Origin of the sequence: Exiguobacterium sp. s123 (assembly GCF_018617075.1) — a bacterium.
GTDB lineage: Bacteria > Bacillota > Bacilli > Exiguobacteriales > Exiguobacteriaceae > Exiguobacterium > Exiguobacterium profundum.
Genome location: NZ_JACSJL010000013.1, coordinates 1 through 23,077, shown reverse-complemented (window position 1 = coordinate 23,077; position 23,077 = coordinate 1). Strand labels below are relative to the sequence as shown.

At 42.3% G+C, this 23,077-nt stretch carries 16 protein-coding genes and 5 pseudogenes; 16 read left to right on the top strand and 5 right to left on the bottom strand.

What is annotated here, in order from left to right; translation table 11 throughout:
- Positions 1 to 28 precede the first annotated feature (28 nt).
- The 5 genes and pseudogenes from KNO72_RS15080 (at position 29) to KNO72_RS15060 (ending at position 4,551) form a co-directional block, all read left to right on the top strand.
- On the top strand, positions 29 to 367 hold the full coding sequence (locus tag KNO72_RS15080) for an ArsR/SmtB family transcription factor (protein ID WP_029336177.1): 339 nt from the start codon (positions 29 to 31) through the stop codon (positions 365 to 367).
- 23 nt (positions 368 to 390) lie between these two features.
- Positions 391 to 1,332: a cation diffusion facilitator family transporter gene (locus KNO72_RS15075; protein WP_214689662.1), complete on the top strand. Its 942-nt coding sequence runs from the start codon at positions 391 to 393 to the stop codon at positions 1,330 to 1,332.
- 124 nt (positions 1,333 to 1,456) lie between these two features.
- Positions 1,457 to 2,272 (top strand): ZIP family metal transporter, encoded by an 816-nt coding sequence (locus KNO72_RS15070; RefSeq protein WP_214689668.1) that lies wholly within the window; start codon positions 1,457 to 1,459, stop codon positions 2,270 to 2,272.
- 321 nt (positions 2,273 to 2,593) lie between these two features.
- Positions 2,594 to 3,487 (top strand): annotated as a pseudogene (locus KNO72_RS15065) (arsenic resistance protein).
- A 212-nt stretch (positions 3,488 to 3,699) separates the two neighbouring features.
- Positions 3,700 to 4,551 carry a cation diffusion facilitator family transporter gene (locus KNO72_RS15060; RefSeq protein WP_029336174.1) on the top strand — a complete coding sequence of 284 codons (852 nt, stop codon included), beginning with the start codon at positions 3,700 to 3,702 and terminating at the stop codon, positions 4,549 to 4,551.
- A gap of 497 nt (positions 4,552 to 5,048) precedes the next feature.
- On the opposite strand, the pseudogene KNO72_RS15055 reads toward KNO72_RS15060, so the two are convergent.
- Positions 5,049 to 6,173 (bottom strand): annotated as a pseudogene (locus tag KNO72_RS15055) (heavy metal translocating P-type ATPase); the annotation flags it as partial.
- Here KNO72_RS15055 and KNO72_RS15050 point away from each other — a divergent pair.
- Positions 6,165 to 6,920: pseudogene (locus KNO72_RS15050) on the top strand (IS3 family transposase); the annotation flags it as partial. The pseudogenes KNO72_RS15055 and KNO72_RS15050 sit on opposite strands and share 9 nt — an antisense overlap.
- 704 nt (positions 6,921 to 7,624) lie before the next feature.
- Here KNO72_RS15050 and istB read toward each other — a convergent pair.
- Together istB and istA are read right to left on the bottom strand one after the other, a co-directional pair.
- Complete coding sequence (gene istB, locus KNO72_RS15045; protein ID WP_214689670.1) at positions 7,625 to 8,383, bottom strand: IS21-like element helper ATPase IstB; 759 nt, start codon at positions 8,381 to 8,383, stop codon at positions 7,625 to 7,627.
- Positions 8,380 to 9,919: pseudogene (gene istA / locus KNO72_RS15040) on the bottom strand (IS21 family transposase). Before istA ends, istB begins: the two are co-directional and overlap by 4 nt.
- 364 nt (positions 9,920 to 10,283) lie before the next feature.
- On the opposite strand from istA, the gene KNO72_RS15035 reads away from it, so the two are divergent.
- From KNO72_RS15035 to KNO72_RS15015, 5 genes are all read left to right on the top strand, one after another.
- Positions 10,284 to 10,955, top strand: coding sequence for a DsbA family protein (locus KNO72_RS15035; protein ID WP_214689672.1), 672 nt, complete (start codon positions 10,284 to 10,286; stop codon positions 10,953 to 10,955).
- Positions 10,952 to 11,368: a disulfide oxidoreductase gene (locus tag KNO72_RS15030; RefSeq protein WP_214689674.1), complete on the top strand. Its 417-nt coding sequence runs from the start codon at positions 10,952 to 10,954 to the stop codon at positions 11,366 to 11,368. Before KNO72_RS15035 ends, KNO72_RS15030 begins: the two co-directional genes overlap by 4 nt.
- A gap of 11 nt (positions 11,369 to 11,379) precedes the next feature.
- Entirely contained in the window at positions 11,380 to 11,967 is a 588-nt protein-coding gene (locus KNO72_RS15025) for an SCO family protein (protein WP_214689690.1), read from the top strand.
- Between the two features lie 1,824 nt (positions 11,968 to 13,791).
- Positions 13,792 to 14,652 (top strand): hypothetical protein, encoded by an 861-nt coding sequence (locus KNO72_RS15020; protein ID WP_214689680.1) that lies wholly within the window; start codon positions 13,792 to 13,794, stop codon positions 14,650 to 14,652.
- 204 nt (positions 14,653 to 14,856) lie between these two features.
- Positions 14,857 to 15,465, top strand: coding sequence for a helix-turn-helix domain-containing protein (locus KNO72_RS15015; RefSeq protein ID WP_214689682.1), 609 nt, complete (start codon positions 14,857 to 14,859; stop codon positions 15,463 to 15,465).
- A gap of 76 nt (positions 15,466 to 15,541) precedes the next feature.
- Here the strand turns inward: KNO72_RS15015 and KNO72_RS15965 are convergent.
- A pseudogene (locus tag KNO72_RS15965) lies at positions 15,542 to 15,885 on the bottom strand (DNA/RNA non-specific endonuclease); the annotation flags it as partial.
- A gap of 690 nt (positions 15,886 to 16,575) precedes the next feature.
- On the opposite strand from KNO72_RS15965, the gene cadC reads away from it, so the two are divergent.
- The 5 genes from cadC to KNO72_RS14990 all read left to right on the top strand — a co-directional run bounded on the left by cadC (position 16,576) and on the right by KNO72_RS14990 (position 22,298).
- A complete protein-coding gene (gene cadC, locus KNO72_RS15010; RefSeq protein WP_214689684.1) occupies positions 16,576 to 16,944 on the top strand; it encodes a Cd(II)-sensing metalloregulatory transcriptional repressor CadC in 369 nt (122 codons plus the stop codon).
- Entirely contained in the window at positions 16,937 to 19,108 is a 2,172-nt protein-coding gene (locus KNO72_RS15005) for a heavy metal translocating P-type ATPase (RefSeq protein ID WP_214731547.1), read from the top strand. The genes cadC and KNO72_RS15005 overlap by 8 nt, the downstream gene beginning before the upstream one ends.
- A gap of 216 nt (positions 19,109 to 19,324) precedes the next feature.
- Positions 19,325 to 20,734, top strand: coding sequence for a dihydrolipoyl dehydrogenase (gene lpdA / locus KNO72_RS15000; protein ID WP_214758729.1), 1,410 nt, complete (start codon positions 19,325 to 19,327; stop codon positions 20,732 to 20,734).
- A 5-nt stretch (positions 20,735 to 20,739) separates the two neighbouring features.
- Entirely contained in the window at positions 20,740 to 21,558 is an 819-nt protein-coding gene (locus KNO72_RS14995) for a ZIP family metal transporter (RefSeq protein WP_251028375.1), read from the top strand.
- A gap of 74 nt (positions 21,559 to 21,632) precedes the next feature.
- Complete coding sequence (locus KNO72_RS14990) at positions 21,633 to 22,298, top strand: CadD family cadmium resistance transporter (RefSeq protein WP_435528659.1); 666 nt, start codon at positions 21,633 to 21,635, stop codon at positions 22,296 to 22,298.
- 54 nt (positions 22,299 to 22,352) lie between these two features.
- On the opposite strand, the gene KNO72_RS14985 is transcribed toward KNO72_RS14990, so the two are convergent.
- The coding region (locus KNO72_RS14985; protein ID WP_214758727.1) for an IS3 family transposase at positions 22,353 to 23,077 on the bottom strand (725 nt) is incomplete at its 5' end.

The following is a 23,077-nucleotide window of genomic DNA, read 5'->3' as shown; positions in this document are numbered from 1 at the left end:
TAGTTATCATGAGCGGAGGTACTGACTTATGGATGAACCGATTGAAGATACTACAGAAAATGAAATAGAAATAGGGGCGCAGATTGACGATGAGACTCTATTTATTGTATCTCAGACGTTCAAGGCACTTAGTGACCCGACAAGAATTAAAATATTAACCCTGCTATGCACAAAGGAACATTCGGTCAACGGAATAGCTGATCTTCTTAACTTAAGTCAATCAAACGTGTCTCATCAGCTACGTTTTTTAAAAAATCTTCGACTTGTCAAGTTTAGAAGAGAAGGAACTACTCTATTTTATTCAGAAGATGATCACCATGTCATGAACTTACTAAGACAGGCGATTGAGCATGCGAAACACCACTAAATATAGTAAGGAGAGTTAATCTTATGGCACATAATCATGCACATGATCATTCTCATACCTCTAACAAAAAGATTTTGATCATTTCATTCTTTATTATTTCGGCATACATGGTTGTAGAGGCGATTGGAGGGTACCTTACAAATAGCTTAGCACTTTTAGCGGACGCAGGTCACATGCTTAGTGATGCGGCTTCGCTCGCTATTGCATTACTTGCCTTTAAATTAGGTGAACAAATAGCGAACAATCGTAAAACGTTCGGATATAGACGCTTCGAGATTCTAGCAGCTGTTTTAAACGGGGTCACACTCATACTGATTTCCATATATATCTTTTATGAGGCCATCAATCGATTTATTCAACCACCTGAGGTCGCATCCGTAGGAATGTTAATTGTTAGCAGTATTGGCCTTGCTATAAACCTTCTTGTTGGATGGATTATGTTAAGAGGTGCAGACGTAGAACATAATTTGAATATGCGAGGTGCTTATCTACATGTTGTAAGCGATACGTTGGGTTCAGTCGGTGCAATACTGGCAGCGCTTCTTATCATGGCATTTGGATGGAACTGGGCAGATCCGCTCGCAGGAATCATTGTATCGGGACTTGTTTTACGAAGTGGTTATTTCGTGACGAAATCCGGATTGAACGTATTAATGGAAGGTGCACCACAAAACGTTGATGTCGAAAAGGTTCTTCAAGTCATTCACAACAAGGAGGGGGTACGGAGTATACACGACTTTCATCTTTGGAGTATCACAAGTGGAATGAATGCACTCTCATGTCATGTTGTCGTTGATGGTAATTTACAAATCTATGACAGTGAGAATCTACTTCAAGAAATTGAACACGATTTAGCACATCTGAACGTTCAACACTCTACGATTCAATTCGAAACTCTTTCTCATCCTCACAGCGATGAATTGCTTTGCAAACTGAAGGTAGGGGAAGTAGTACATCAACATTAAAAAAATCACCTGTTGAGTAGGATTGACAATCAAGAGGAGGAGACAGCAATGCTGATTTTGGATAATAGTTACTTAATTTTGAGCATGTATAGAAACTCGATTTTTGGCAACGGAGTTTTGATAGATGATTGAATATATTTCTTCGTTAGAACCCCTTACTCAAGCATTGCTGGGTACTTTATTCACTTGGGGGATGACGGCGCTTGGTGCCGCGTTAGTGTTTATGACAAAATCAATGAATCAAAAGCTAATGGATGGGATGCTCGGTTTTGCTGGAGGAGTAATGATTGCCGCTAGTTTTTGGTCATTACTCTCACCTGCAATTGAGATGGCGGAACAAGATTCTCTTCCGGCGTGGTTACCAGCTGCAATCGGTTTCTTACTTGGAGGATTCTTTTTATCAGGTGTTGATAAAGTGATTCCACATCTGCATCCCACTTCACCGATGGATGAGGCTGAGGGTATAAACCCTAAGAAGAGAAGGCGGAGCACGTTACTGGTGTTAGCAATAACATTGCATAATATTCCAGAGGGACTTGCCATAGGCGTTGCATTTGGAGCAGTTGCAGCAGGATTCCCTTCATCATCAATCACGGGAGCTATCGCGCTGGCAATCGGAATCGGCATACAAAATTTCCCTGAGGGTGCTGCTGTGTCAATGCCATTGAGACGAGATGGATTATCTCGTCGTAAAAGTTTTTTCTATGGCCAGTTATCTGGTATGGTTGAACCGTTCGCGGCGTTGGTAGGAGTAGTAGCAGTACTCATAATGGAGCCTTTACTTCCGTTTGCGCTAAGCTTTGCTGCAGGAGCAATGATTTTTGTTGTAGTGGAGGAGGTAGTCCCAGGATCTCAAGAAAATGGAAACAAGGACTTGGCTTCTGTTTGTTTAATGTTTGGCTTTACAATCATGATGATTTTAGATGTGGCTTTAGGCTAAAATAATTATTTTTTTAATGGTTATCACTTTATTTTTTGACTGATATATATTCAAGATACTAACTATATTCGGAAGTGTAAATAATGAGCCTTAATTATATTTACTTTCAGTCGGTATTTTTACTGTTGGATAAATAAAAATACTAGAAGAAAAAATATAAAACCTCTTGCCCTGGCAATTAAAATCGTGGAGTTATCTATTTCATTCTGAAATTTCCTGAAAATTTTGGGGGTGATTTTGATAGAGAAGGAAAGCAAATTCGGAATTCAAGTGCTAGAGAAGGTGGAAGCCCACCAAGTCAGTATATACATCATTTTTTTGATGTTGGCAGTAATCTTTGGTCTATTGAATACAGAAGCTGTATATCTCGATATTTTTATTTCTCCCCTTTTAGGAGTTTTGATGTATGGGATGTTCGTTCAAATTCCGTTTCTGAAATCGAATGGATCTGCTACAAACATGAGGTTTGTGGTAGCTCTTTTATTAGGAAATTTTGTTGCCGTTCCTTTAATAGTTTAGGTTTTGGTTATCATATTTCTTCAAGATTCATCACTGATGCTGGGGGTGTATTTGGTGTTGTTAACACCGTGCATCGACTATGTGATTGTTTTTACAAAGATGGGAAAGGGAAACGAATCAATATTGTTAAAAGTAACACCGATTCTTTTAATTTTACAGACGATACTCTTACCCATATATTTATTCGTATTATTAGGAGAAAAGGCTATTAGTATCGTTAGGATGGGTCCATTTCTAGATGCATTTCTATTTTTGATTTTTATACCGCTTCTATTAGCGATAATGACACAATTGTGTTCTAAAAAGAGTTCTTTAGGTAATCGTATCATGAAAATGCCGCCATGGATTCCCGTTCCATTTATGTCTTTTGTACTTTTTGTGGTAGTTGCCTCTCAAATTAGGGAAGTGTATAGTGACCTCGGGACATTAATAGATGTAATACCAGTTTATATTTTATTTCTACTTATCATACCATGGGTGTCAAAGTCCCTTGGTAAGTTGTTCAAACTAGATATTGCTTCAAGAAGAGCAATTACATTTAGTATGGGAACAAGGAATTCACTTGTAGTTCTTCCATTAGCATCTATATTACCAGAGCCCCTATCAACACAAGTAGCTGTAGTGATCATTTTACAGACCGTTACCGAATTGTTCGGAGAAGTCTTATATATAAAATTAGTGCCTAAATGGTTCTAACAAATTAGATACATGTATTTAATTTCGCTTTCAAAAATTACGTCCTTCGATTGTTTATTAAAATATTAAGAACTGCGCTTAAGTTCTCAAGTATGCGTTGTTTACAATCAATAGGCAAAGAAATTTATTATATTGCAGAACGCTAGAGACCAGTATTATTCTAACAACTAACCTTTTTAAGGATGGACTACCAAGTGAGGAGAGATCGAACAATGGCGAGTACTGATAAGGCATCAAAAAATATCAAACTAGCATTTATAATTAATCTTGTTTTCTCGATTGGTGAATTTATCGGGGGATTTTTGATTAATAGTGTTGCAATCATGTCGGACGCCATTCACGATTTAGGTGATGCTCTTGCATTGGGCCTGTCCTGGTTCTTACAAAAATTTTCGAACAAAAAACCCGATCATAACTTCACTTTTGGATATAATCGTTTTTCCCTTTTAGGAGCATTAATAAATGCGACAATATTAATAATTGGATCTGTATATATTTTTACTCAAGCAATTCCTCTACTGTTTGAACCGGAGCATTCTAATGCACAAGGAATGATTTGGTTTGCAATTTTTGGTGTGCTTTTAAATGGTTTTGCGGCATTCCGTCTACACAAAGGAAAATCAGTAAATGAGGGAGTACTATCTTGGCACCTTTTAGAAGATGTTTTAGGTTGGATTGCCGTTCTTGTAGTAGGGATAGTTTTACTCTTCAAGGATATACATATACTTGACCCCATCCTATCAATTGCTATTGCGTTGTTTATATTAGTGAATGTGTTTCGTAATTTAGTTAAAACAATGAAAATACTTTTAGGTGCTGTCCCTGATGGTATTGACATCGATGAGGTGAAGCAAAAGATTGAAGGTATTGAAGAAGTGATTTCTGTTCAAAACCTATATGTCTGGTCAATTGATGGCGAAGATAACGCCATGAATTTACACTTAATAGTAGAAGAGATGAATCTAAAGGATTCAACTATTGTTAAACAAAAAGTCAAAGAAGTGACTTCAAAACTAGATATTAAACATTCTACAATAGAGTTAGAATCAAAAAAACACAACTAAAGAAATAAGTCATCCTTGCACCAAATCCACACTGAGGTTCGACATATGAGTAAAAATTCTATACTTCATACCGTCTGATACCAATAAATACTTTTCTACGTGCAAGGAAACTGAATATCGAATGAGGGTATATTTAGAAACCCCCTCATTCGTTTTTTTTTTGAACACTATCGAAATTTCGTCTCTTAAAATAGGATGTATTCGAATGAATGAATGATTCCAAAACGAACGTTCAAATATTTAGATTTAATTGTCATAGTTTAGTAGACCTATCGACCGGATTTTCTTTCCATACTTCGGAGAATATTCCGGTCAATGAATAAGGTTCGGCCTCGATTAAAACTGTCTGATGATAAAAAAGCTGACAATGAAACCTAAAAAGATGACTCGGGAACAATACCGAAGTCATCTTAAAGCCGTCTTAAAAAACAGAGATCATTTATTTTTATCATACCCAGTACAAATTCGAGGATATAAAAATGAATATTTTTGTTTTTTTATTCTTTGACATTCATCAGTCTTAAACTGTTCAGTGCTACCAGAAGAGTTGCCCCCATATCGGACATAATAGCTATCCATAGGGTGAGCCAGCCCGGGATGACCAAGAGTAATGCAATCGCTTTGATACTGATAGCGAACGCGATGTTCACTTTGATAATATTTAGGGATTTTCGGCTCAATTTTATCGTAAACGGTAGTTTGCTCAAATCGTCGCCCATCAGGGCGACATCTGCTGTTTCCAAAGCGGTATCCGTTCCAGCACCACCCATGGCAATTCCAACAGTAGAGGCAGCGAGTGCCGGAGCGTCATTTACGCCGTCCCCGACCATCGCGACATTGTCGTACTCAGCTCGCAAGCGTTTAATGACATTTAATTTATCCTCTGGCATCAATTCTGCCTGGATTTCGTTGACGCCAACTTGCTGGCCGATAGCTTTGCCTGTCCCTTTGTTGTCACCCGTCAGCATAATTGTCTTTTTAATACCCATATCATGTAGTTTCCGGATGATTTCTTTGCTGGATTCCCGGACTTCGTCGGCTACGGCGATAACCGCCAATATGCTTTGTTTCGTTCCGATAATCATCGAAGTCTTACCTTGCTGTTGCAGAGCCGTTACGGTTTGGTCCAGATTATTATCAATACTTTCAACACCTAGCTCGTTAAAGAGAAGCGGGCTTCCGATAAAGTAGGTGGTGCCGTCTATCGTTCCTTTAATGCCTTTTCCTGTGATGGAAGAGAAGTCCTCAACTCTGATAGAGGTGTAAGGTATGTTTTCCTCGTCCGCTTTTTTCATGATGGCAGAGGCCAACGGATGCTGAGAACGATATTCCAATGCCGTCACGATAGAAAGCAGTTCTCTCTCGTTTACCTGCTTGTTCGTGATTTTAAAGTCTGTGACGACAGGTACACCTTTGGTCAGGGTACCGGTTTTGTCAAATGCAATAGCTTTCAGCGCGCCCATTTCTTCCAGGTATACGCCGCCTTTAATCAAGACCCCTTTTTTGGCAGCATTACCGATGGCGGAAACAATCGAAATCGGCGTCGAAATGACTAAGGCACACGGGCAACCCACTATTAGAACCGCCAATCCTTGATAGACCCAGGTTTCCCAGCTGGCATCTCACGTGCGGCCTATTACAAATGGTTGAACCGCACCGTATCGGTGCGTCAAGAAGAGAACGAGAAGCTCCTGGAGGACATTCGTCTACTCTATGACCAGGCGAACCGTACATACGGCTACCGTCGGGTCACGATGACAATCAATCGGCTACGCAGGCAACAAGGTCTGTCCACGTTCAATGAAAAGCAAGTCTATCGCCTGATGCATATCCATGGGATCCAATCGATCATCCGCGGGAAGCGGAAGAGACATAAGAAGTCGATGCCACAGCATGTGGCCGAGAACCTGATGAACCGAGAATTCGGTGCGTCTCGGCCGGACGAGAAATGGTGCACCGACGTCACCGAGTTCAAATATGGTACCGGGAAGAAGGCGTATCTGAGCGCGATCATCGACCTGTACGACGGATCGATCGTCGCCTATCGTATCGGAAGGTCCAACAACAACGGGATCGTCTTCCAGACGATGATGCCAGCCATCGCGGGGCTCCGTCCAGGAGCGCGTCCGATGATCCATAGTGACCGAGGGCTCCAATATACCTCGAGAGGGTTCAAACGTATGGTGAAAGACGCAGGACTAATCGGCAACATGTCCTGAGTTGGTCGTTGTCTCGACAACGCCCCGATCGAGAGTTTTTGGGGCACTTTGAAAGTCGAGATGTACTACTTGCGTGAGTTCCAGGTCTATAGCGAACTCACGTCGGCCATCGAGACCTACATATCGTTCTACAACCATGGTCTACTCTAGAAACGACTAAACGGCTTGAGCCCTGTCGAATACAGGTCTCAAGCCGTTTAGATTGGTTTTCATTATTTGCCCTGTCTACTTGACGGGGAGCGGTTCAAATCGCAAAGGGCGATTTGGTTTGTCAATAGCCTGACTAATCGGGCGAATGGTGTTTTTGTGTTCAAAAATGAGACCATACCCTTATTCTTCTCCCGATTTTTTTGAAGTTTTCCCACCGTCTGCTTGCATGTTTTACGCGGTCTATATCCAATTGCTTGAATCTTATCGAATGTATAGGTCACTTTTTACTTGATAATTGGGAGCAATGATTTTCTTTTTTTGCGGCAATGGCTAATCTTACACGGGAATTGCGATTGTCTACATTCTGTTTTATGGCGTGGTAGACTTCTCCGTCTATGCCTTGTAATAAAACTATGTAAATCATTTCTAATAAATTATCGGTATGGACCTAAGGAACGGAGTCATCAAGGTGAACCCATGTCACATTGTCGAAGTTCAGCATGCGTTTAATGTGATCGCCACCCCATAAGAATTCGTTTCTGCACAGATGGCACCAAACCTTAGAACGACAATAGGTAGACCTTTGTCATTATAAGCGGATAGGGTTTGTTCAGAAAGGATTTTAGTGGAGATATGTTTCTGGGTGGTCATATGCGAGGGTGTAGACGTCAAGTTGATTTTGACACTTTTTGCTCGTTTGCCTTTTACACTTCTGCCGAAAACAATGATTTTCGGTTCCTCATCCGATGACTGTCGTCATCACTATGTATGATTTCGACGCGATGGAGTAAGCGGTCCAGTATCGCAGTCGTGATGCCCTGGTCCCCGATCAATTCGCCCCATTGATCGGGGCTTTTGTTCGAGGTCAGGATGATCGAGCTGCGCTCATAAAGGTGGTTGACGAGATGGAAGAAGAGATTGGCTTCTCGTTGGCCCATCGCCATGTACATCAGGTCATCGATGATGACCAGGTCCGAATCTCGCAACCTTTTTAACTGGATCTTCGACTTGCTTGAGAACTCTTCACTTTTTAATAGTTGGACGAGTTCGCCCATCGTGACGAAGTATACCTTGAACCCGTGGTTGACCGCCTCGATTCCCAGCCCCACAGCCAAAAACGTCTTTCCGACGCCCGGAGGGCCCAAGAGGATCAGGTTGTACTGTTGTTCGAGCCAGTTGAGTTGTTTCAACTGCTTCAGCTGTCGGGCGGTTAGTGCGGTCTGTTCCACTAAATTGAACTCCGAGAGGGATTTGATGAACGGGAATCGGGCCCACTTCATTCGTCTTTCCAAACTTTTAGCGTCTCGTTTTGCGCGTTCATGGTTCGTGATGGCACTTAGAAATTCGATATACGTCCAGGAGGCCATTTCGGCCTCTCTCAAAATCTGTGGGAGGGCGTCAGCCGTCTCGGCGAGACGAAGCTGCCGAAAGTCCTGTTGTAACTCGGAAACGCTTTGACTCATTTTGCCGTCACCCCTTTCAGGATGTCGGTGTAGGCTTGGATCGGCCTCGTTGCGACCTGTATCCCGGATTTCTTCGGACGTTCGGTATCGGGTTTTGTATCACACCCATCGTCCGCGAGGATCGCGAGATAGTGGACCACGTCCCGGAAATCGTTGGCGCTGAACAGACTCTCTTGCGAACACTTTTCCAGTGCTATCGTTAAGTGATTAGGATACATGGTCGCGACGTCCCTAATGATGTTGAACTGGTCACGTCGGTATCTCGGGTAACGCTTTGAGAGCTACCCAGATAATCGGACGCCGCCCCTCTGTCCTCGAAATAGGTGAGGACCTGTTGCTTCAGTTCTTCGATTCCTTTGGAACGATCCCGAAGGTGGTCACGGCTTTGAATCAGTTTTCCGCTCTCTTTGCTGACCCGGTGGTCTGCGATCACTTCTCCCTCGGGAGATTCGCGAATCAATAACCGTTCCTGTTCGGTCACCTCGAGGAACACCACCTTCTTCTTGACCGATGAGTAGGTCCCGATTGGGACGGTGTAACGGTTTGAGCGATAACGGATTGTGTTGTCCTTGCTGACGTTCCTTGCTATACTTTCGGTACGGATACTTTCGAAAGAGAGTAGCGATAAGACCGGTTGTAAGTGTTGTTTTTCGACGGAGAACACTTCAGCTGGTCTTTTTTTCGTTGTCTGATGGACGTTATGATTTCCAGTCCTCTCCAACCATCTCATGGAACGGTGGTTCCAATCCTCGATATGCCGGTACACTCGGCTGTCCGCGAAGTTCCGTTTGATGTACTTCACGACGTTCTCGATCATACCCTTCGACTCCGGGTCGGCCCTGCGACATAAATGAATCTTGAACTTCCGTTCGTTCACGTAGGCTTGAAACTCATTGGTCAATAGGACGTCACCTGCGTTCTCGTTGATTGCGATGAGGTGATCCTGGTCGTAGACGATTTCAGAAGGGCGCCCACCATAAAATTGGAACGCATTTTCGTGGCAGTGAATGGTGTCCTTGGTGGTGAACGGTCGTTCTCTCCATTCGGCATATTTCATCCGAGAGTGCGTAAGTAAGAACGCGATGAAATAAAGCTTTATCATTTTTCCATCTTTAGTCCGTTGTCTGGTCTCACCCCAGTCCACCTGTATTTGCTTGCCCATCGGTTGTTCTGGGATGGCCTCGTAATGGCGGACGACCCTTTTCTTTTCGATCTGATAGATTTCTCGGATTTCATTCACGTATGTCCTGACCGTGCTCGATCCGACCGACAGGTCGGGATATCTTTCAAGTAACCAGTCATGTACTTGTGCGCTGCTCAAATGCAGATACTCCTCCAACCATGCAATGATCCAGTCTCGGTAGGCATCGAGCTTCTTCTTTCGTGAACAGGCTTTCTCGTCAAATTCATGTAGGGCATCTTCATATGTCATCTTCAGGTACTTATATACCGTCGGTCTCGATATTTTTAGTGCTGTGCGATTTGAGCCACTTTCATGTTTTGCTGATACATTTGATGAATCTTGATATGTAACACTAACTTTTCCTCCAAATCCATTCCCTCCAGATAAAATAGCCTCAACTACTCTATCGGAGTTCTGTTCTGATTTTTCGGCAATAGTGTAAAATCGTATCGAGCAAAAACTGTCAATTTTATTCTAGCGTTCACAGAGGGATGAAGAATCGTCTAGGTATAGTGAACTCGAGACATAATTTCACTAGGAAAGACACTCTTTTTTGAATGAAGATTGTCTGAGCTTGTTCACGAGTTGATGCGACGTCATCGTCATCTTTTCCATGACATGAAGTAAAGTTGAGAAAAAACAAGGTCGATTTCGTGGAAACAGATAGCGCTTTCGTTATAATGAAAGACGAATCGATATAAATAGAGGTGAGACATAATGAAACAGAATAAACTATTGGTCATCGCGACGCTCTTCGCGGTCGCCTTGGTGGCCGTCGTGGTCGTCCTGATGAATCAACCGACCGAACAAGCCGAAACGGCGGCACCGGCGACGACAGAACACGTGTCGACGGAAGGCCAGCCGACGCTCGGCGATGCGGACGCACCCGTCTCGGTCGTGGAGTTCGGGGATTATAAATGCCCGTCTTGTAAACAGTGGGGCGAAACGGTCTATCCGAAGTTGAAGGAAGACTATATCGACACCGGAAAAATCAGTTTCAGCTACATCAACGTCCTGTTCCACGGACAAGAGTCGATTTTGGCATCGCTCGCTTCAGAGTCGGTGTATGAACAAGACCCGGACGCGTTCTGGGATTTCCATAAGGCGCTCTACGACGCGCAACCGGCGAGTCAGCAGCACGACGAGGCATGGGTCACGGTCGAGCGGTTGACAGAGATTGCGAGCGAGACGACATCGGTCGACGTGGCGAAGCTCGAGGACGATTTGAGTGAAAACTCGACGGTGCTCGAACAGGTGAGTCTCGATGACGGGCTTGTCAAAGAGCACGGTGTCCAGTTCACGCCATCGATCATGATTAACGGCGTCATGCTCGAAGACCCGTTCGACTACGAGACGATTGAGCGATTGATTGAGCAAGGCACACCATGAAGCAGTCATTTTTGACCCGTTATGGTCTGTATCTCGCTTGGCTCGTCGCCCTCACGGCGACGTTCGGCAGTCTTTATTTCAGCGAGATTCGTGAGTTCGTGCCATGTGAGCTCTGCTGGATTCAACGCATCTTTATGTATCCGCTCGTCATCTTGCTCGGGGTCGCCGTGTTCACGGACGACCGGGCGGTGAAGAAGTATGTATTGCCGCTCTCCATCATCGGCGGTCTGATTTCACTGTACCATTATTTGGTTCAAAAAGTACCCGGTTTCGCCGATATCAAGCCGTGCGTGCAAGGCGTACCGTGCAACGTGCAATACATCAACTGGTTCGGGTTCGTCACGATCCCGTTCCTTGCCTTGACGGCATTTACTTTGATCACGCTCCTCGTCTGGCGCGTGAGACGCAACTGACAATGAAGGAGATGGAACGTGTGAAGAAATGGATGCTCATTGGCTTGATTAGCCTGATGGCGGTGCTCGCCGCGTGCAGCAATGAAATTGAAGACCCGCTCAATTGGGAGATCGAGTCGTTCAATTATATGAATCAAAATGAAGAGATGGTCAGTCTCGATGATTTGAAAGGGAAGGTATGGATGGCCGACTTCGTGTTCACAAACTGTGAGACGGTCTGTCCACCGATGACGTACAACATGACGAAACTCAATGAAGCGCTCGTCGAGGAAGGCGTCGAAGACGTCCAATTCGTGTCGTTCAGCGTCGACCCGACCGTCGATACGCCGGACAAGATTCAAGCGTTCATGGCTGATTACGACTTGGCGAAAGCCGATTGGCAATTCTTGACGGGCTATTCGCAAGAAGAGATTGAGGCGTTTGCGCAACAAAACTTCAAAGCGCTCGTCCGCAAACCGTCAGAAGGCACCCAAGTGGATCACGCGACGTGGTTCTATCTCGTCGATCAGGACGGGAAAATCATCAAGGCGTATCAAGGATTCCAAGACGTGCCGATCGAGGACATCGTCAACGACATCAAGATTTTACAGAACTCTTAAGACGGCCCGTGCTGTCTCAGATTGTAGACATCACATTGTCTGCAGTCTTTTTTATTTGCCCGACCGGGCACAGTTCGCTTTTCTGAGGACAAACAGGGAGCCGCATCGAGACATTGTCGCTGCTGGACCTCCCTTTGCTTGCTGATCCCCTGGAAGTCTCGCCGTGCCCTTGGTCGGTCCACGCATCAATCCTTTTTTTCGTAACGTCATCGCTTTTTTATAATGAGGGACATAGAAACAGTTATGTAGGAGAATCGAATGATCAGGAAATCAACAAAATCGGAAAACCAACCGAACTCAATTGGAGATAGTAACGTTCGACGAACTCGTGCCAGCGAACCAACTGTTACGGAAAATCGAGACACGCATTTACAAAACGATGGTCGAATTTTTTGATTGTGAACGGAGATTTTTATAATAACAATACAATTACCACAAACGGGGACGCGAGCATCGGACTAAATCAAGCGGCATCCGTAAATTTTAGTGTATCTTCAACAACTGACTATTGTGCGTATATTTATTTGGATGGATATACTTTTTTTAAAATTATGACATTCTGTGATTAAATATAATTCAATAGTTTCAAAGTGGAAGTTGTAAATCGTACCATTATTTATATTAGATGAATTATAAAATTAAGTGCAATACCCCAACGTGAACGCAAAAAAAGCCCATAGCGGCGGCCTAGTGTAGAATGAAGTTACGACGCAAACATTCAGACGGAGGAGTCGCCATGAGCTATACCCATCTTACCACAACCGAGCGCGTGGAAATAGAGACCTATCTGGGGCTTGGGCGGCAGTCCTCGACCGTCTCGCGGGAGATCAGACGGAACACCGGGTAAAAATCGGAACGTGCACAGGAACGCTATGTGAGGGCGAAAGAGAACTGTGGCGCTAAGACGAAGCTCGACGACATGATGCGTCTGACGATCATCGAGAAACTGCGGGCGACCTGGTCCCCGGAACAGATCGTCGGGCGCATCAACGTCGGGCTGACCGTCTCGGACCGGCCGCGGGAGGTCGGAGGCTTGCGTCGCGACGTTCATCGAGCGCAAGGACCGGTTCTACCTCGTCCTACCAATCGCGAACCGCAGTGCGGCCTCGATTTTGGAGGTGATCAACACGTTCCATGGCGTCTTCCCAGAGGGGTACATTCATGACGGCGACGACGGACTGAGGCAAGGCGTTCAGCTGTTACGAGCGCATCCGGTCCTCACTTGGCATGCCACTTTATTTCGCCGACCCTTATTCATCACGGTAGCAGGGGAGCGATGTGAACCTCAACAGTCTTCTCCGCTAGTTCTTCCCGAAGGGTTTAAACTTCTCATAGGTCAGTGATGACGAACTAGCAGACGCACTCGCCAAGATTAATGCTAACCAGCATTTACTTACTGAAAAATTAAAATGGAATGTGAGGGAAGATTATAACTGCTACTAAGAATGTGAAACTAATAGTGGCTTTTTTCTCATTTAATAAGAAGGAATGAGAAGGGCAATAAATACAGACCTATCGTGGTCAAAAACAATAAAAATAATCCGGGATAAAAATAATTATCAACTGAACCAATAGGAATACTTAAGATGCTAAATGTACTGTTTGAAAACATACAAAATTTTTCAAGAAGGATATTACTTGTTAATCCTACGCATATAAGCAATAAAGATGAATAAAAAAGGTATTTATTATTAATCAAATCCAAAAAAAGTCCTAAAATTTGTTTATTAAAAGAAAATAATGTTCTAATATTATTCTGTAAGAAAGAAATAGAGGCTATTTGCTTCTTTAATACTTATTATAACTCAAAAGCAGAGGAATAAAATGAAAAAAATTTCCACTTTAACTTTAGCAACTTTACTTTCTGCTAATCTATTTATCCCATCAGTTGGCGCTGAAGAAAATGTAAACTACTTTATTGATAGCTTGAGTGAATTTTCACAAGAAAGTAAAGAAATAATGGATAAGAAAAAAGCTAGCAAAACTAATCAAAAGTTGACTAAAATAAACAACTCTAAATCTTTCAGTTATTCTGTACTCTCATCAAATGAAGGTTTACTTCCAGAAGAATTAACATTAATTAAAAATACTAGCCCAGAAGTTCTTAATCAATATAACGAATTGTTAGAAGAGGAAATCTCTGTTTTTTCTATCGCTGATGATGAAAATTTAGGAGGGAATTCTAAAGTGACGTATACACTTCCTAAAACTGGAGCAGAAATTACAGTGGTGACATCAAACGAATTAGTTGAATTGGCAAAAACTCCTCAAAATAAAGCTATTGTTCAAAGTCTTCAATTAACACGAAGTTTTGGTACATATTCTTATAAAATTGCATATAGTATCCGTGCGTTATTGTACCCTGATTCTACTTGTGGTCTTGTGACTACCTATACCACAAGATCTGATGGCTTAAGATTAACTGGGCACAGTACTAGTGGGACGTCGAGTATTTTTCCGACAGCAATCAAAGCTTCTTCGCAAGCAATTGATTCACGTGCTGAAAAAATCGGATACGATATTAACGCTATGGGATTATACAACGTTACTGTCGGTGGCTATAACGGAATTGGATTAATGTCATTTGATATGTCAATAACAAGTAAAGTGAGATGGGATGCTTCTACGTCAACTGGACTTAAAGTTACTCAAACGTATTCGCAAGTAGGAGATAAGTCTCGTTAAGCAGTATAATAAGTATTAAAAATATTTTTTAAGAAATGAAAACAATTTTCTAGAGGTACACCATTCTCCGGAATGGTGTTTTTGTTTGGTATCCATTTAGTAATTTCTTATCAATTTGAAACCGATTAAAGTAACAGCTTACTTTAATACAATGGTCATGGTATTATTTAATAAAATCATCGTTGTGTTAAAAGGAGGCTTATCATGTATACGATTGATGAGGCATTTGAAATCTTATCGAAGAACAAGCTCACAAGCCATAAGGAGACGGTCCGCAACTGGGTACGAAAAGGCGTGATCCAGGCAGAACCGCTCGAGTCACGTAAAAAAGGATATCGGATCAGTGAGGAGGCGCTCGAACAGTTCATCAAAGAACGGATGCCTGAAGGGTGGGAGCTGCATCCGGAGTCGGTGACAGGGGAAGCAAGGGATGTCATCAAGAATGAAGAAGAGGCCCCGTATCATGTTGAAGTCGATGTAGAAGCGATTAAAGAACGGGTCCGCGAGGAGATGTGGTATGAGCTTCTCGGTAAATTCGTCTTTGAAGACTATTTTGTCCTGAAGAAATCGGAGGTCAAGGCTGCCGTCGAGCATATGCGCTATTCAAAAGAGTTCGAAGCCGAGGTGTGGGAACGTTGCTCGGAGCACACGTGGGGCCACGCAACACCTCGAGTCCCGTACCTGCTCGATTACTTCATGTTCGAAGGAGAGCGGATTCCCTTCAATAAAGATTTCGGTGGAAGAGATGAGCAAATCATCCACGCGTTAATTGAGAAAATTCGGCTCGATAAAGTGAATCGAAAACGTAAATGAATATAAAAAGACATTCTCTTAGAAATGGAGGATGTCTTTTTATACAATCATCATTGTTTTAATTTTTGGGTTGAAATCATTCCCCGACCATTCCGACGTTGTCGTTATCACGCATATAGGGGTAGAGCCAATGGTCGCTCATAATCGGCATCGTGAAACCGGCGTCTTTCGCTTCCTGGATCGTCACCTGACCGTCTCCATTCGTATCTCATCACCAGCAGGCTCGTTCGTGGCTGGGGATTCCAACTCACTTTCTGTGAGTGCCTCGTTCAACTCGTCCGGATTGACCTTGTCGAACGAGTCGGTAACCACATTTCTTTTGACCGTATATGTGTATTGGTAATGTGATGTAATATAAGTTTTCGTATCTAGATATGTGATGATCATTTTAAAGTCAATCGCGCCGCCGTCCTTACGGATAACATGTCACCTGTCGAGCTTACTGTATTCGACGCCTGAAACCTTAACGACCGTCTGACGTGACACGGATCAATTTACAATGCTCATTCGTGGACGCACAATACTCGCAATCCCCATATTTGATATCGACAGGTCCTTCTGTAATAGTCGCCGCACTTGATTCCGTGGTGCCCGGCTCGGACGTCTTGATGTTTTTCCTCTGTCGTAAGTATTTTTTCTGTGTTCTCTACTGTAGAGGAACTGCTCTATTGGGAACATCAGGAAAATAAAGGTATAGCTTGAGGTGCGGCTGAGTAAGTGAAATTCATTTCCTTTCTCTTTGAATGAATAGTTTCAGTATTACCAATTCTTTTATTTATCTGACTGTGAATCCAAGTTGTTTGAGACTCGTGTATATCCAATTTCATCATTAAGGACCTCTGTTCGTTTGCTTACTCATCAAATATAAAAAACGAACATTGATAAAAAGATGAGTTAATGGACAATTAAGACAAAATGAAAAGGACTATTTAAAGCCCTTTTCATTTTTTGTGAAAAGATAAACAAATATGTCTTTCTAACGTTCGTTAACGGGAATTACTATTAGAAAAATCATTTTATGTTTTTCATTCAAATATTCACTTGAATATTGACCAAGGAAAGGTATATACTATATTCAAGTGAACACTTGAATATCAATGGGGTGATAATGTGAATAAGAAAGATACTTGTGAATTTTTTTGTTATGACGAGGAAAAGGTCAATCGAATACAAGGTGATTTAAAAACAATCGATATTGTTAGTGTTGCCCAAATGTTAAAAGCAATTGCGGATGAAAATAGGGCAAAGATTACCTATGCTTTGTGTCAAGATGAAGAGTTATGTGTGTGTGATATAGCAAATATTATTGGTATTACGGTGGCAAATGCTTCTCATCATTTAAGGACCCTTCATAAGCAGGGGATTGTAAGATATAGAAAAGAAGGAAAACTAGCGTTTTATTCGTTAGACGATGAACATATTAGACAAATAATGATGATTGTACTAGAACATAAGAAAGAAGTGAATGTCAATGTCTGATCAAAAGGCAATAACATCTGAACAAGAAATGAAGGCCTATCGTGTACAAGGTTTTACTTGCGCAAACTGCGCGGGTAAATTCGAAAAAAATGTAAAACAGCTATCTGGAGTTGAGGATGCAAAAGTAAATTTTGGTGCATCTAAAATTGTTGTTTATGGTAATGCAACGATAGAAGAACTAGAAAAAGCAGGTGCATTTGAGAATCTCAAAGTGACACCTGAAAAATCTGCTCGCCAAGCATCACAAGAGGTAAAAGAAGATACGAAAGAAGATAAAGTGCCATTTTATAAAAAGCACAGTACGCTGCTCTTTGCGTCCTTATTGATTGCGTTCGGTTACCTGTCCCAGAGTGTGAATGGGGAAGAGAACCTCGTTACTACATTATTATTTTTAGCATCCATGTTGATCGGAGGATTATCGCTTTTCAAAGTCGGTTTGCAAAACTTGTTTCGCTTTGAGTTTGACATGAAAACCCTTATGACAGTGGCTGTTATAGGTGGCGCTATCATTGGGGAATGGGGAGAAGTGGCCATTGTTGTCATTCTCTTTGCGATTAGTGAAGCTCTTGAACGATTCTCTATGGATAAAGCAAGACAATCCATTCGTTCATTAATGGATATTGCACCAAAAGAGGCACTCGTTAGACGAAATGGACAAGAATTGATGATCCATGTGGATGACATTGCCATTGGTGATATTATGATTGTGAAACCCGGCCAGAAGATTGCCATGGACGGGACTGTAGTAAGCGGCTATTCGGCTGTCAACCAGGCGGCCATTACGGGCGAGTCTGTTCCTGTTGCGAAAACGGTTGATGATGAAGTGTTTGCAGGTACTTTAAATGAAGAAGGCTTGCTTGAGGTAAAAATAACTAAGCTGGTAGAAGACACAACGATTGCAAAAATTATTCATCTTGTAGAGGAAGCACAGGGAGAACGTGCCCCATCTCAAGCATTTGTCGAAAAATTCGCGAAATATTATACGCCAGTCATTATGGTCATTGCAGCTTTAGTCGCTATAGTCCCTCCATTATTCTTTGATGGCAGTTGGGAAACATGGATTTATCAAGGATTAGCTGTTCTTGTTGTCGGCTGTCCTTGTGCATTGGTTATTTCCACTCCGATTTCCATTGTTTCAGCAATCGGGAATGCAGCGAAAAAGGGCGTTCTTATAAAAGGCGGTATTTATCTAGAAGAAATGGGTGCCTTAAAGGCCATTGCATTTGATAAAACGGGCACACTAACAAAAGGTGTCCCAGTGGTAACTGATTTTAATGTGTTGAACAAGCAGGCAAATGAAAAAGAATTGCTGTCCATCATTACTGCATTAGAATATCGTTCCCAGCATCCTCTTGCTTCAGCCATTATGAAAAAAGCAGAAGCGGAGAACATTAATTATTCTGACGTACAGGTAGAGGATTTCTCTTCTATCACAGGAAAGGGTATAAAGGGTATCGTAAACGGGACGACTTATTACATCGGTAGCCCGAAACTCTTTAAGGAATTATTGACTAATGATTTCGATAAAGACTTAGAGCAAAATGTTACTACTCTTCAAAACCAAGGCAAGACAGCTATGGTGGTCGGAACTGAAAAAGAAATACTTGCTGTGATTGCGGTAGCGGATGAAGTACGTGAATCAAGTAAAGACGTTATTCAGAAATTGCATCAACTTGGCATCAAAAAGACCATTATGCTTACAGGCGATAACCAAGGTACCGCGAATGCGATCGGCGGCCATGTTGGCGTATCGGATATTCAGGCAGAACTGATGCCAGAGGACAAATTAAACTATATTAAACAATTGAGATCCGAGTACGGAAAAGTAGCCATGATTGGAGATGGTGTCAATGATGCCCCTGCGTTAGCAGCTTCTACCGTTGGGATTGCAATGGGTGGAGCTGGTACAGATACAGCACTGGAAACGGCAGACGTTGCTTTAATGGGAGATGATTTAAGAAAACTTCCATTCACTGTGAAACTAAGCCGTAAATCCCTAAATATCATCAAAGCTAACATCACCTTTGCAATTGCCATTAAATTTATTGCCTTGCTATTGGTCATACCGGGCTGGTTAACACTTTGGATTGCCATCCTTTCAGACATGGGGGCAACTCTTCTGGTAGCGCTAAATAGTATGCGGCTTATGCGGGTCAAGGAATAAAAGGGAAAAGGGCTTTCTGGTTGTCTGGAAAGCCCTTTTTCTTACCATGTATAGAAATTTGGGGGTTAGTTACATTAAAAATGATTAAAAATGGGTATACGTTACAGGTTGGTTCACAGCAGTTTTAGGATTACATATTGCACGAAAACGGTTCTGTTTTTTCGTGAAAGACCGTTCGTTTATTTCATTCTGAAATCACCGGAGGAGGAAGCTAAAATGACAAAAGATGTCGATTTGTTAGTAATAGGAGCAGGATCTGGAGGTTATGTGGCGGCCATACGGGCGGCCCAGTTGGGGAAAAAAGTGGTTCTGGTAGATAAAGCAGAACTAGGGGGCGTTTGCCTTAACCGGGGGTGTATCCCATCAAAAGCTCTTATTAGTGCGTCTGAGCGGGTAAAACATATTCAACACGCCAGTGCAATGGGCATCAAGGTTTCTGGTGAAGTTCAAGTAGATATGCCGGAAGTAGTAAAGTGGAAAGACGGCATCGTGAATAAGTTAACCAGCGGGGTTAAGACCTTACTGAAAGGCAATGGAGTAGAGGTAATCAGTGGAGAAGCCTATCTTACTAAACCCTATACGGCTAAAATCAAAATGAATAACGAAGAACAAGCATATTCCTACAAAGATTTAATCCTTGCGATAGGATCTTTGCCTTTCGAACTAAAAAGTATGCCATTTGATAAAAAAAGAATCATTTCTTCCACTGAGGCATTGGTGCTGCAGGAAGTACCAAAACATTTAGTTGTGGTAGGCGGTGGTTATATTGGTTTGGAGCTGGGCACTGCTTATGCCAAATTCGGATCAAAAGTGACCATTCTCGAAGGGTCCAACACGATTCTTCCAGGTACCGATCCTATGCTTACAAATGTGGTAAAACGGCATCTAAAAGAACTAGGTATCACAGTTGTAACCAATGCTCTGGTCCAAGGCGGAGAAAACACAGGGGATGAAGTAAAAGTTCGTGTACAGGTTGATGGCAAGGAAGAAGTGGTTAACGGAGATTATTGCTTAGTTTCTATAGGAAGAAAGCCGAACACAGGGAAAATTGGGTTGGAAAATATCGGAGTAGAATTAGACGAGCGTGGTTTTATTAAGATAAATGAGAAATGCCAGACAAACGTGGAGCATGTTTATGCAATAGGTGACTGTGCTGGCGGATACCTCCTTGCCCATAAAGCTAGCTACGAAGGAAAAGTAGCTGCAGAAGTGATTAGCGGACAAAACAGCATCATTGATTTTCAAGCCATGCCTTTTGTTATCTTCAGTGATCCTGAAGTTGCCTACACAGGATTAACAGAGAAAGAAGCAAAAGAACAGGGATACGAAACGGTTTCCAGCCGTTTTCCATTCCAAGCGAACGGAAGGGCATTATCTGTTTCAGATGCAGATGGCTTTGTGCAGATTGTAGCCGAGAAGAACAGCAAAAGGGTGTTAGGCGCACAGATGGTAGGACCAGAAGTATCGTCGCTTATTGCTGAAGCAGTTTTTGCCATTGAATCTGGAGCAACTGCCGAAGATCTAAGCCTTACAATCCATGCCCATCCAACGTTGCCTGAGCCATTGATGGAAGCGGCGGAAGGTGTGATGGGGCACGCCATTCACATGCTGAATAAAAAGAAATAATGTGAATGCAGCAGACCGGCACTTTTCATAAGTGCAGGTTAAACTTTTCATTTAATGGAGTGGGGGAATTAATGGACATTTTGTTTTACGTCCTAACTGCGGCTTTCGCAAATGTCCTGGGTGGCTTTGTGATCTTTCTTAAAAAAAATTGGTCTAGAAGGGGCTTAAATGGCTTAATGGCGCTGAGCGCCGGGATACTTTTCGCTATTGCGATTATGGATTTAATACCAGAAGCATTAGAAATTCAGGAATCCAGTGCCCTATATATTGTTATTGGATTTGGTTTGATCTTTTTGTTCCAGCAGTTTCTTGCACCCCATTTTCATTTCGGAGAAGAGACTCATAAACATTCTCATTCTCAAAGCACAACCTTTAGTGCTTTATTGGGCATGCTGGTTCACACGTTTTTTGATAGTGTCTCTATTGTAGCCAGTTTCAAAATAGACGAGAGAATAGGATTTGTTGTATTGATTGCTGTATTAATACATAAAATTCCGGATGGTTTAACGATTTCTTCCATCGTATTTGCAAGCTTTGAAAGCAAGAAGAAGGCGATAGGAGCATCTTTCTTATTGGGTCTATCAACGATAACAGGCGCGATCGCAGCCGTGTCTCTAACACAATTTTTTATGGTAGATAGCAGCATCCTCGCGATAGCTCTTTCCATTACAGCAGGAATATTTCTATACATATCTACCGTTGACTTGCTGCCTGTTGTTAGTGCCACTGAAGACAGAGTCGTTATTCTTTTCTTTTTTGTAGGGATATTGCTATATTTTGCTCTTCACTGGATAGGGGAGCTACTTCCCGTATATTTACACTAAGCAGGGGAGAACCTATTCATAACATTCAAACATACGTGTGAATGTTTTAATAACTTACCATGGAGTTGATAAAAGTGGCTTTGACTATTATTTCCGCAATTGGGGCTTTCTTAGTAACCAATATTGATGATATTTTTGTTTTGATGCTGCTGTTCTCTCAGGCAAATGCACAGGCTAGAGCGACTGGCGGTTTAAAGATGAACGCGCAGACAAAGAGTAACCGGATCTACCCTAAAGATATAGTCATTGGGCAATACTTAGGTTTTGCCTTGCTGGTTTTAATCAGTCTTTTGGGAACTTTTGGCGTCATGTTGATTCCAGAAAAATGGGTTGGATTGCTTGGTTTAATTCCGATCTATTTAGGGATTAAACTGTTTATTAAGGGTGAAGATGAAGATGAAGGTGCGATCCTCTCCAGTTTAAACTCAGGGAGATTTAACAAACTATTTATGAGTGTAGCCTTCATCACATTCGCTAATGGCGGGGACAATATCGGCATCTATGTGCCTTATTTTACAACTTTAAGTGTGAATGAACTGGTAATTACGGTTATTATCTTCTTTATAATGGTTGCTGTCTGGTGTTTTGTAGGATATCGTTTAGCTTCCTTCAGACATGTTTCTGAAGTTTTGGAGAAATACGGAAGATGGATTATCCCTATAGTCTTTGTTGGATTAGGGGTATACATCATGGCAGAGAACGAAACGTTTAGTGCCCTTTTGAGTTTAATAAATTATTAAAAAATAATCTGAACTGCCCCCCGTCAAGTAGACAGTGGAAATAATAAAAGTGATTTAAGCGGCTTTCGCTCTATATTCTTTAGGGCTGAGGCCGTTTAATCGTTTTTGGTATCTTTCGTGATTATAAAAATAGATGTACTCATTTATGGCAATGTTAAGTTCTTCAAAGGTCTGATACTTATGTAAATAATACTTTTCACATTTTAACGTGCCGAAAAAAGATTCCATTGGTCCATTATCAATACAGCGACCAACCCGTGACATACTTTGAGTCATTCCTGCCGCCTCTAATTTACGCTTGAACGCCTTAGAGGTGTATTGGAATCCACGATCACTATGAATCAGTGGGTGTTCTTGATGCAATCGTACGATTGCCTGGTCAAGCGTTTTAAATACCAGTTGATTATTATTAGAGTGTCCCAGCACATAGCTAATAATGGATCCGTCATAAAGATCACGAATCACACTGAGATAGGCCTTCTTAGATAGGCCATATTTAAATTCTGTCACATCCGTTACCCATTTCTCATTCGGCTTTTTAACTGTGAATTCACGGTTTAATACGTTCTCTGCCACATGTTGTGGTGACGACTTTTTGTGCCGTTTTCGCTTCTGGCGGATGACCGAACGGATCTCATGGATACGCATGAGACGATAGATGCGCTTCTCATTGTATGCCGGCAGGTCATGCTGGCGTCGTCTGCGATTGACCGTCATGGTGATCCGTCGATAACCGTAGGTCCCGTTCACCTGGTCGTAGAGGAGGCGGATGTCTTCCA

Bases quoted from the DNA above. Each gene is read 5' to 3' on its own strand.
- KNO72_RS15080 (WP_029336177.1), top strand. From the start codon at position 29: ATGGATGAACCGATTGAAGATACTACAGAAAATGAAATAGAAATAGGG.
- KNO72_RS15075 (WP_214689662.1), top strand. From the start codon at position 391: ATGGCACATAATCATGCACATGATCATTCTCATACCTCTAACAAAAAG.
- KNO72_RS15070 (WP_214689668.1), top strand. From the start codon at position 1,457: ATGATTGAATATATTTCTTCGTTAGAACCCCTTACTCAAGCATTGCTG.
- KNO72_RS15060 (WP_029336174.1), top strand. From the start codon at position 3,700: ATGGCGAGTACTGATAAGGCATCAAAAAATATCAAACTAGCATTTATA.
- istB (WP_214689670.1), bottom strand. From the start codon at position 8,383: ATGAGTCAAAGCGTTTCCGAGTTACAACAGGACTTTCGGCAGCTTCGT.
- KNO72_RS15035 (WP_214689672.1), top strand. From the start codon at position 10,284: ATGAAACAGAATAAACTATTGGTCATCGCGACGCTCTTCGCGGTCGCC.
- KNO72_RS15030 (WP_214689674.1), top strand. From the start codon at position 10,952: ATGAAGCAGTCATTTTTGACCCGTTATGGTCTGTATCTCGCTTGGCTC.
- KNO72_RS15025 (WP_214689690.1), top strand. From the start codon at position 11,380: ATGGAACGTGTGAAGAAATGGATGCTCATTGGCTTGATTAGCCTGATG.
- KNO72_RS15020 (WP_214689680.1), top strand. From the start codon at position 13,792: ATGAAAAAAATTTCCACTTTAACTTTAGCAACTTTACTTTCTGCTAAT.
- KNO72_RS15015 (WP_214689682.1), top strand. From the start codon at position 14,857: ATGTATACGATTGATGAGGCATTTGAAATCTTATCGAAGAACAAGCTC.
- KNO72_RS15005 (WP_214731547.1), top strand. From the start codon at position 16,937: ATGTCTGATCAAAAGGCAATAACATCTGAACAAGAAATGAAGGCCTAT.
- lpdA (WP_214758729.1), top strand. From the start codon at position 19,325: ATGACAAAAGATGTCGATTTGTTAGTAATAGGAGCAGGATCTGGAGGT.
- KNO72_RS14995 (WP_251028375.1), top strand. From the start codon at position 20,740: ATGCAGCAGACCGGCACTTTTCATAAGTGCAGGTTAAACTTTTCATTT.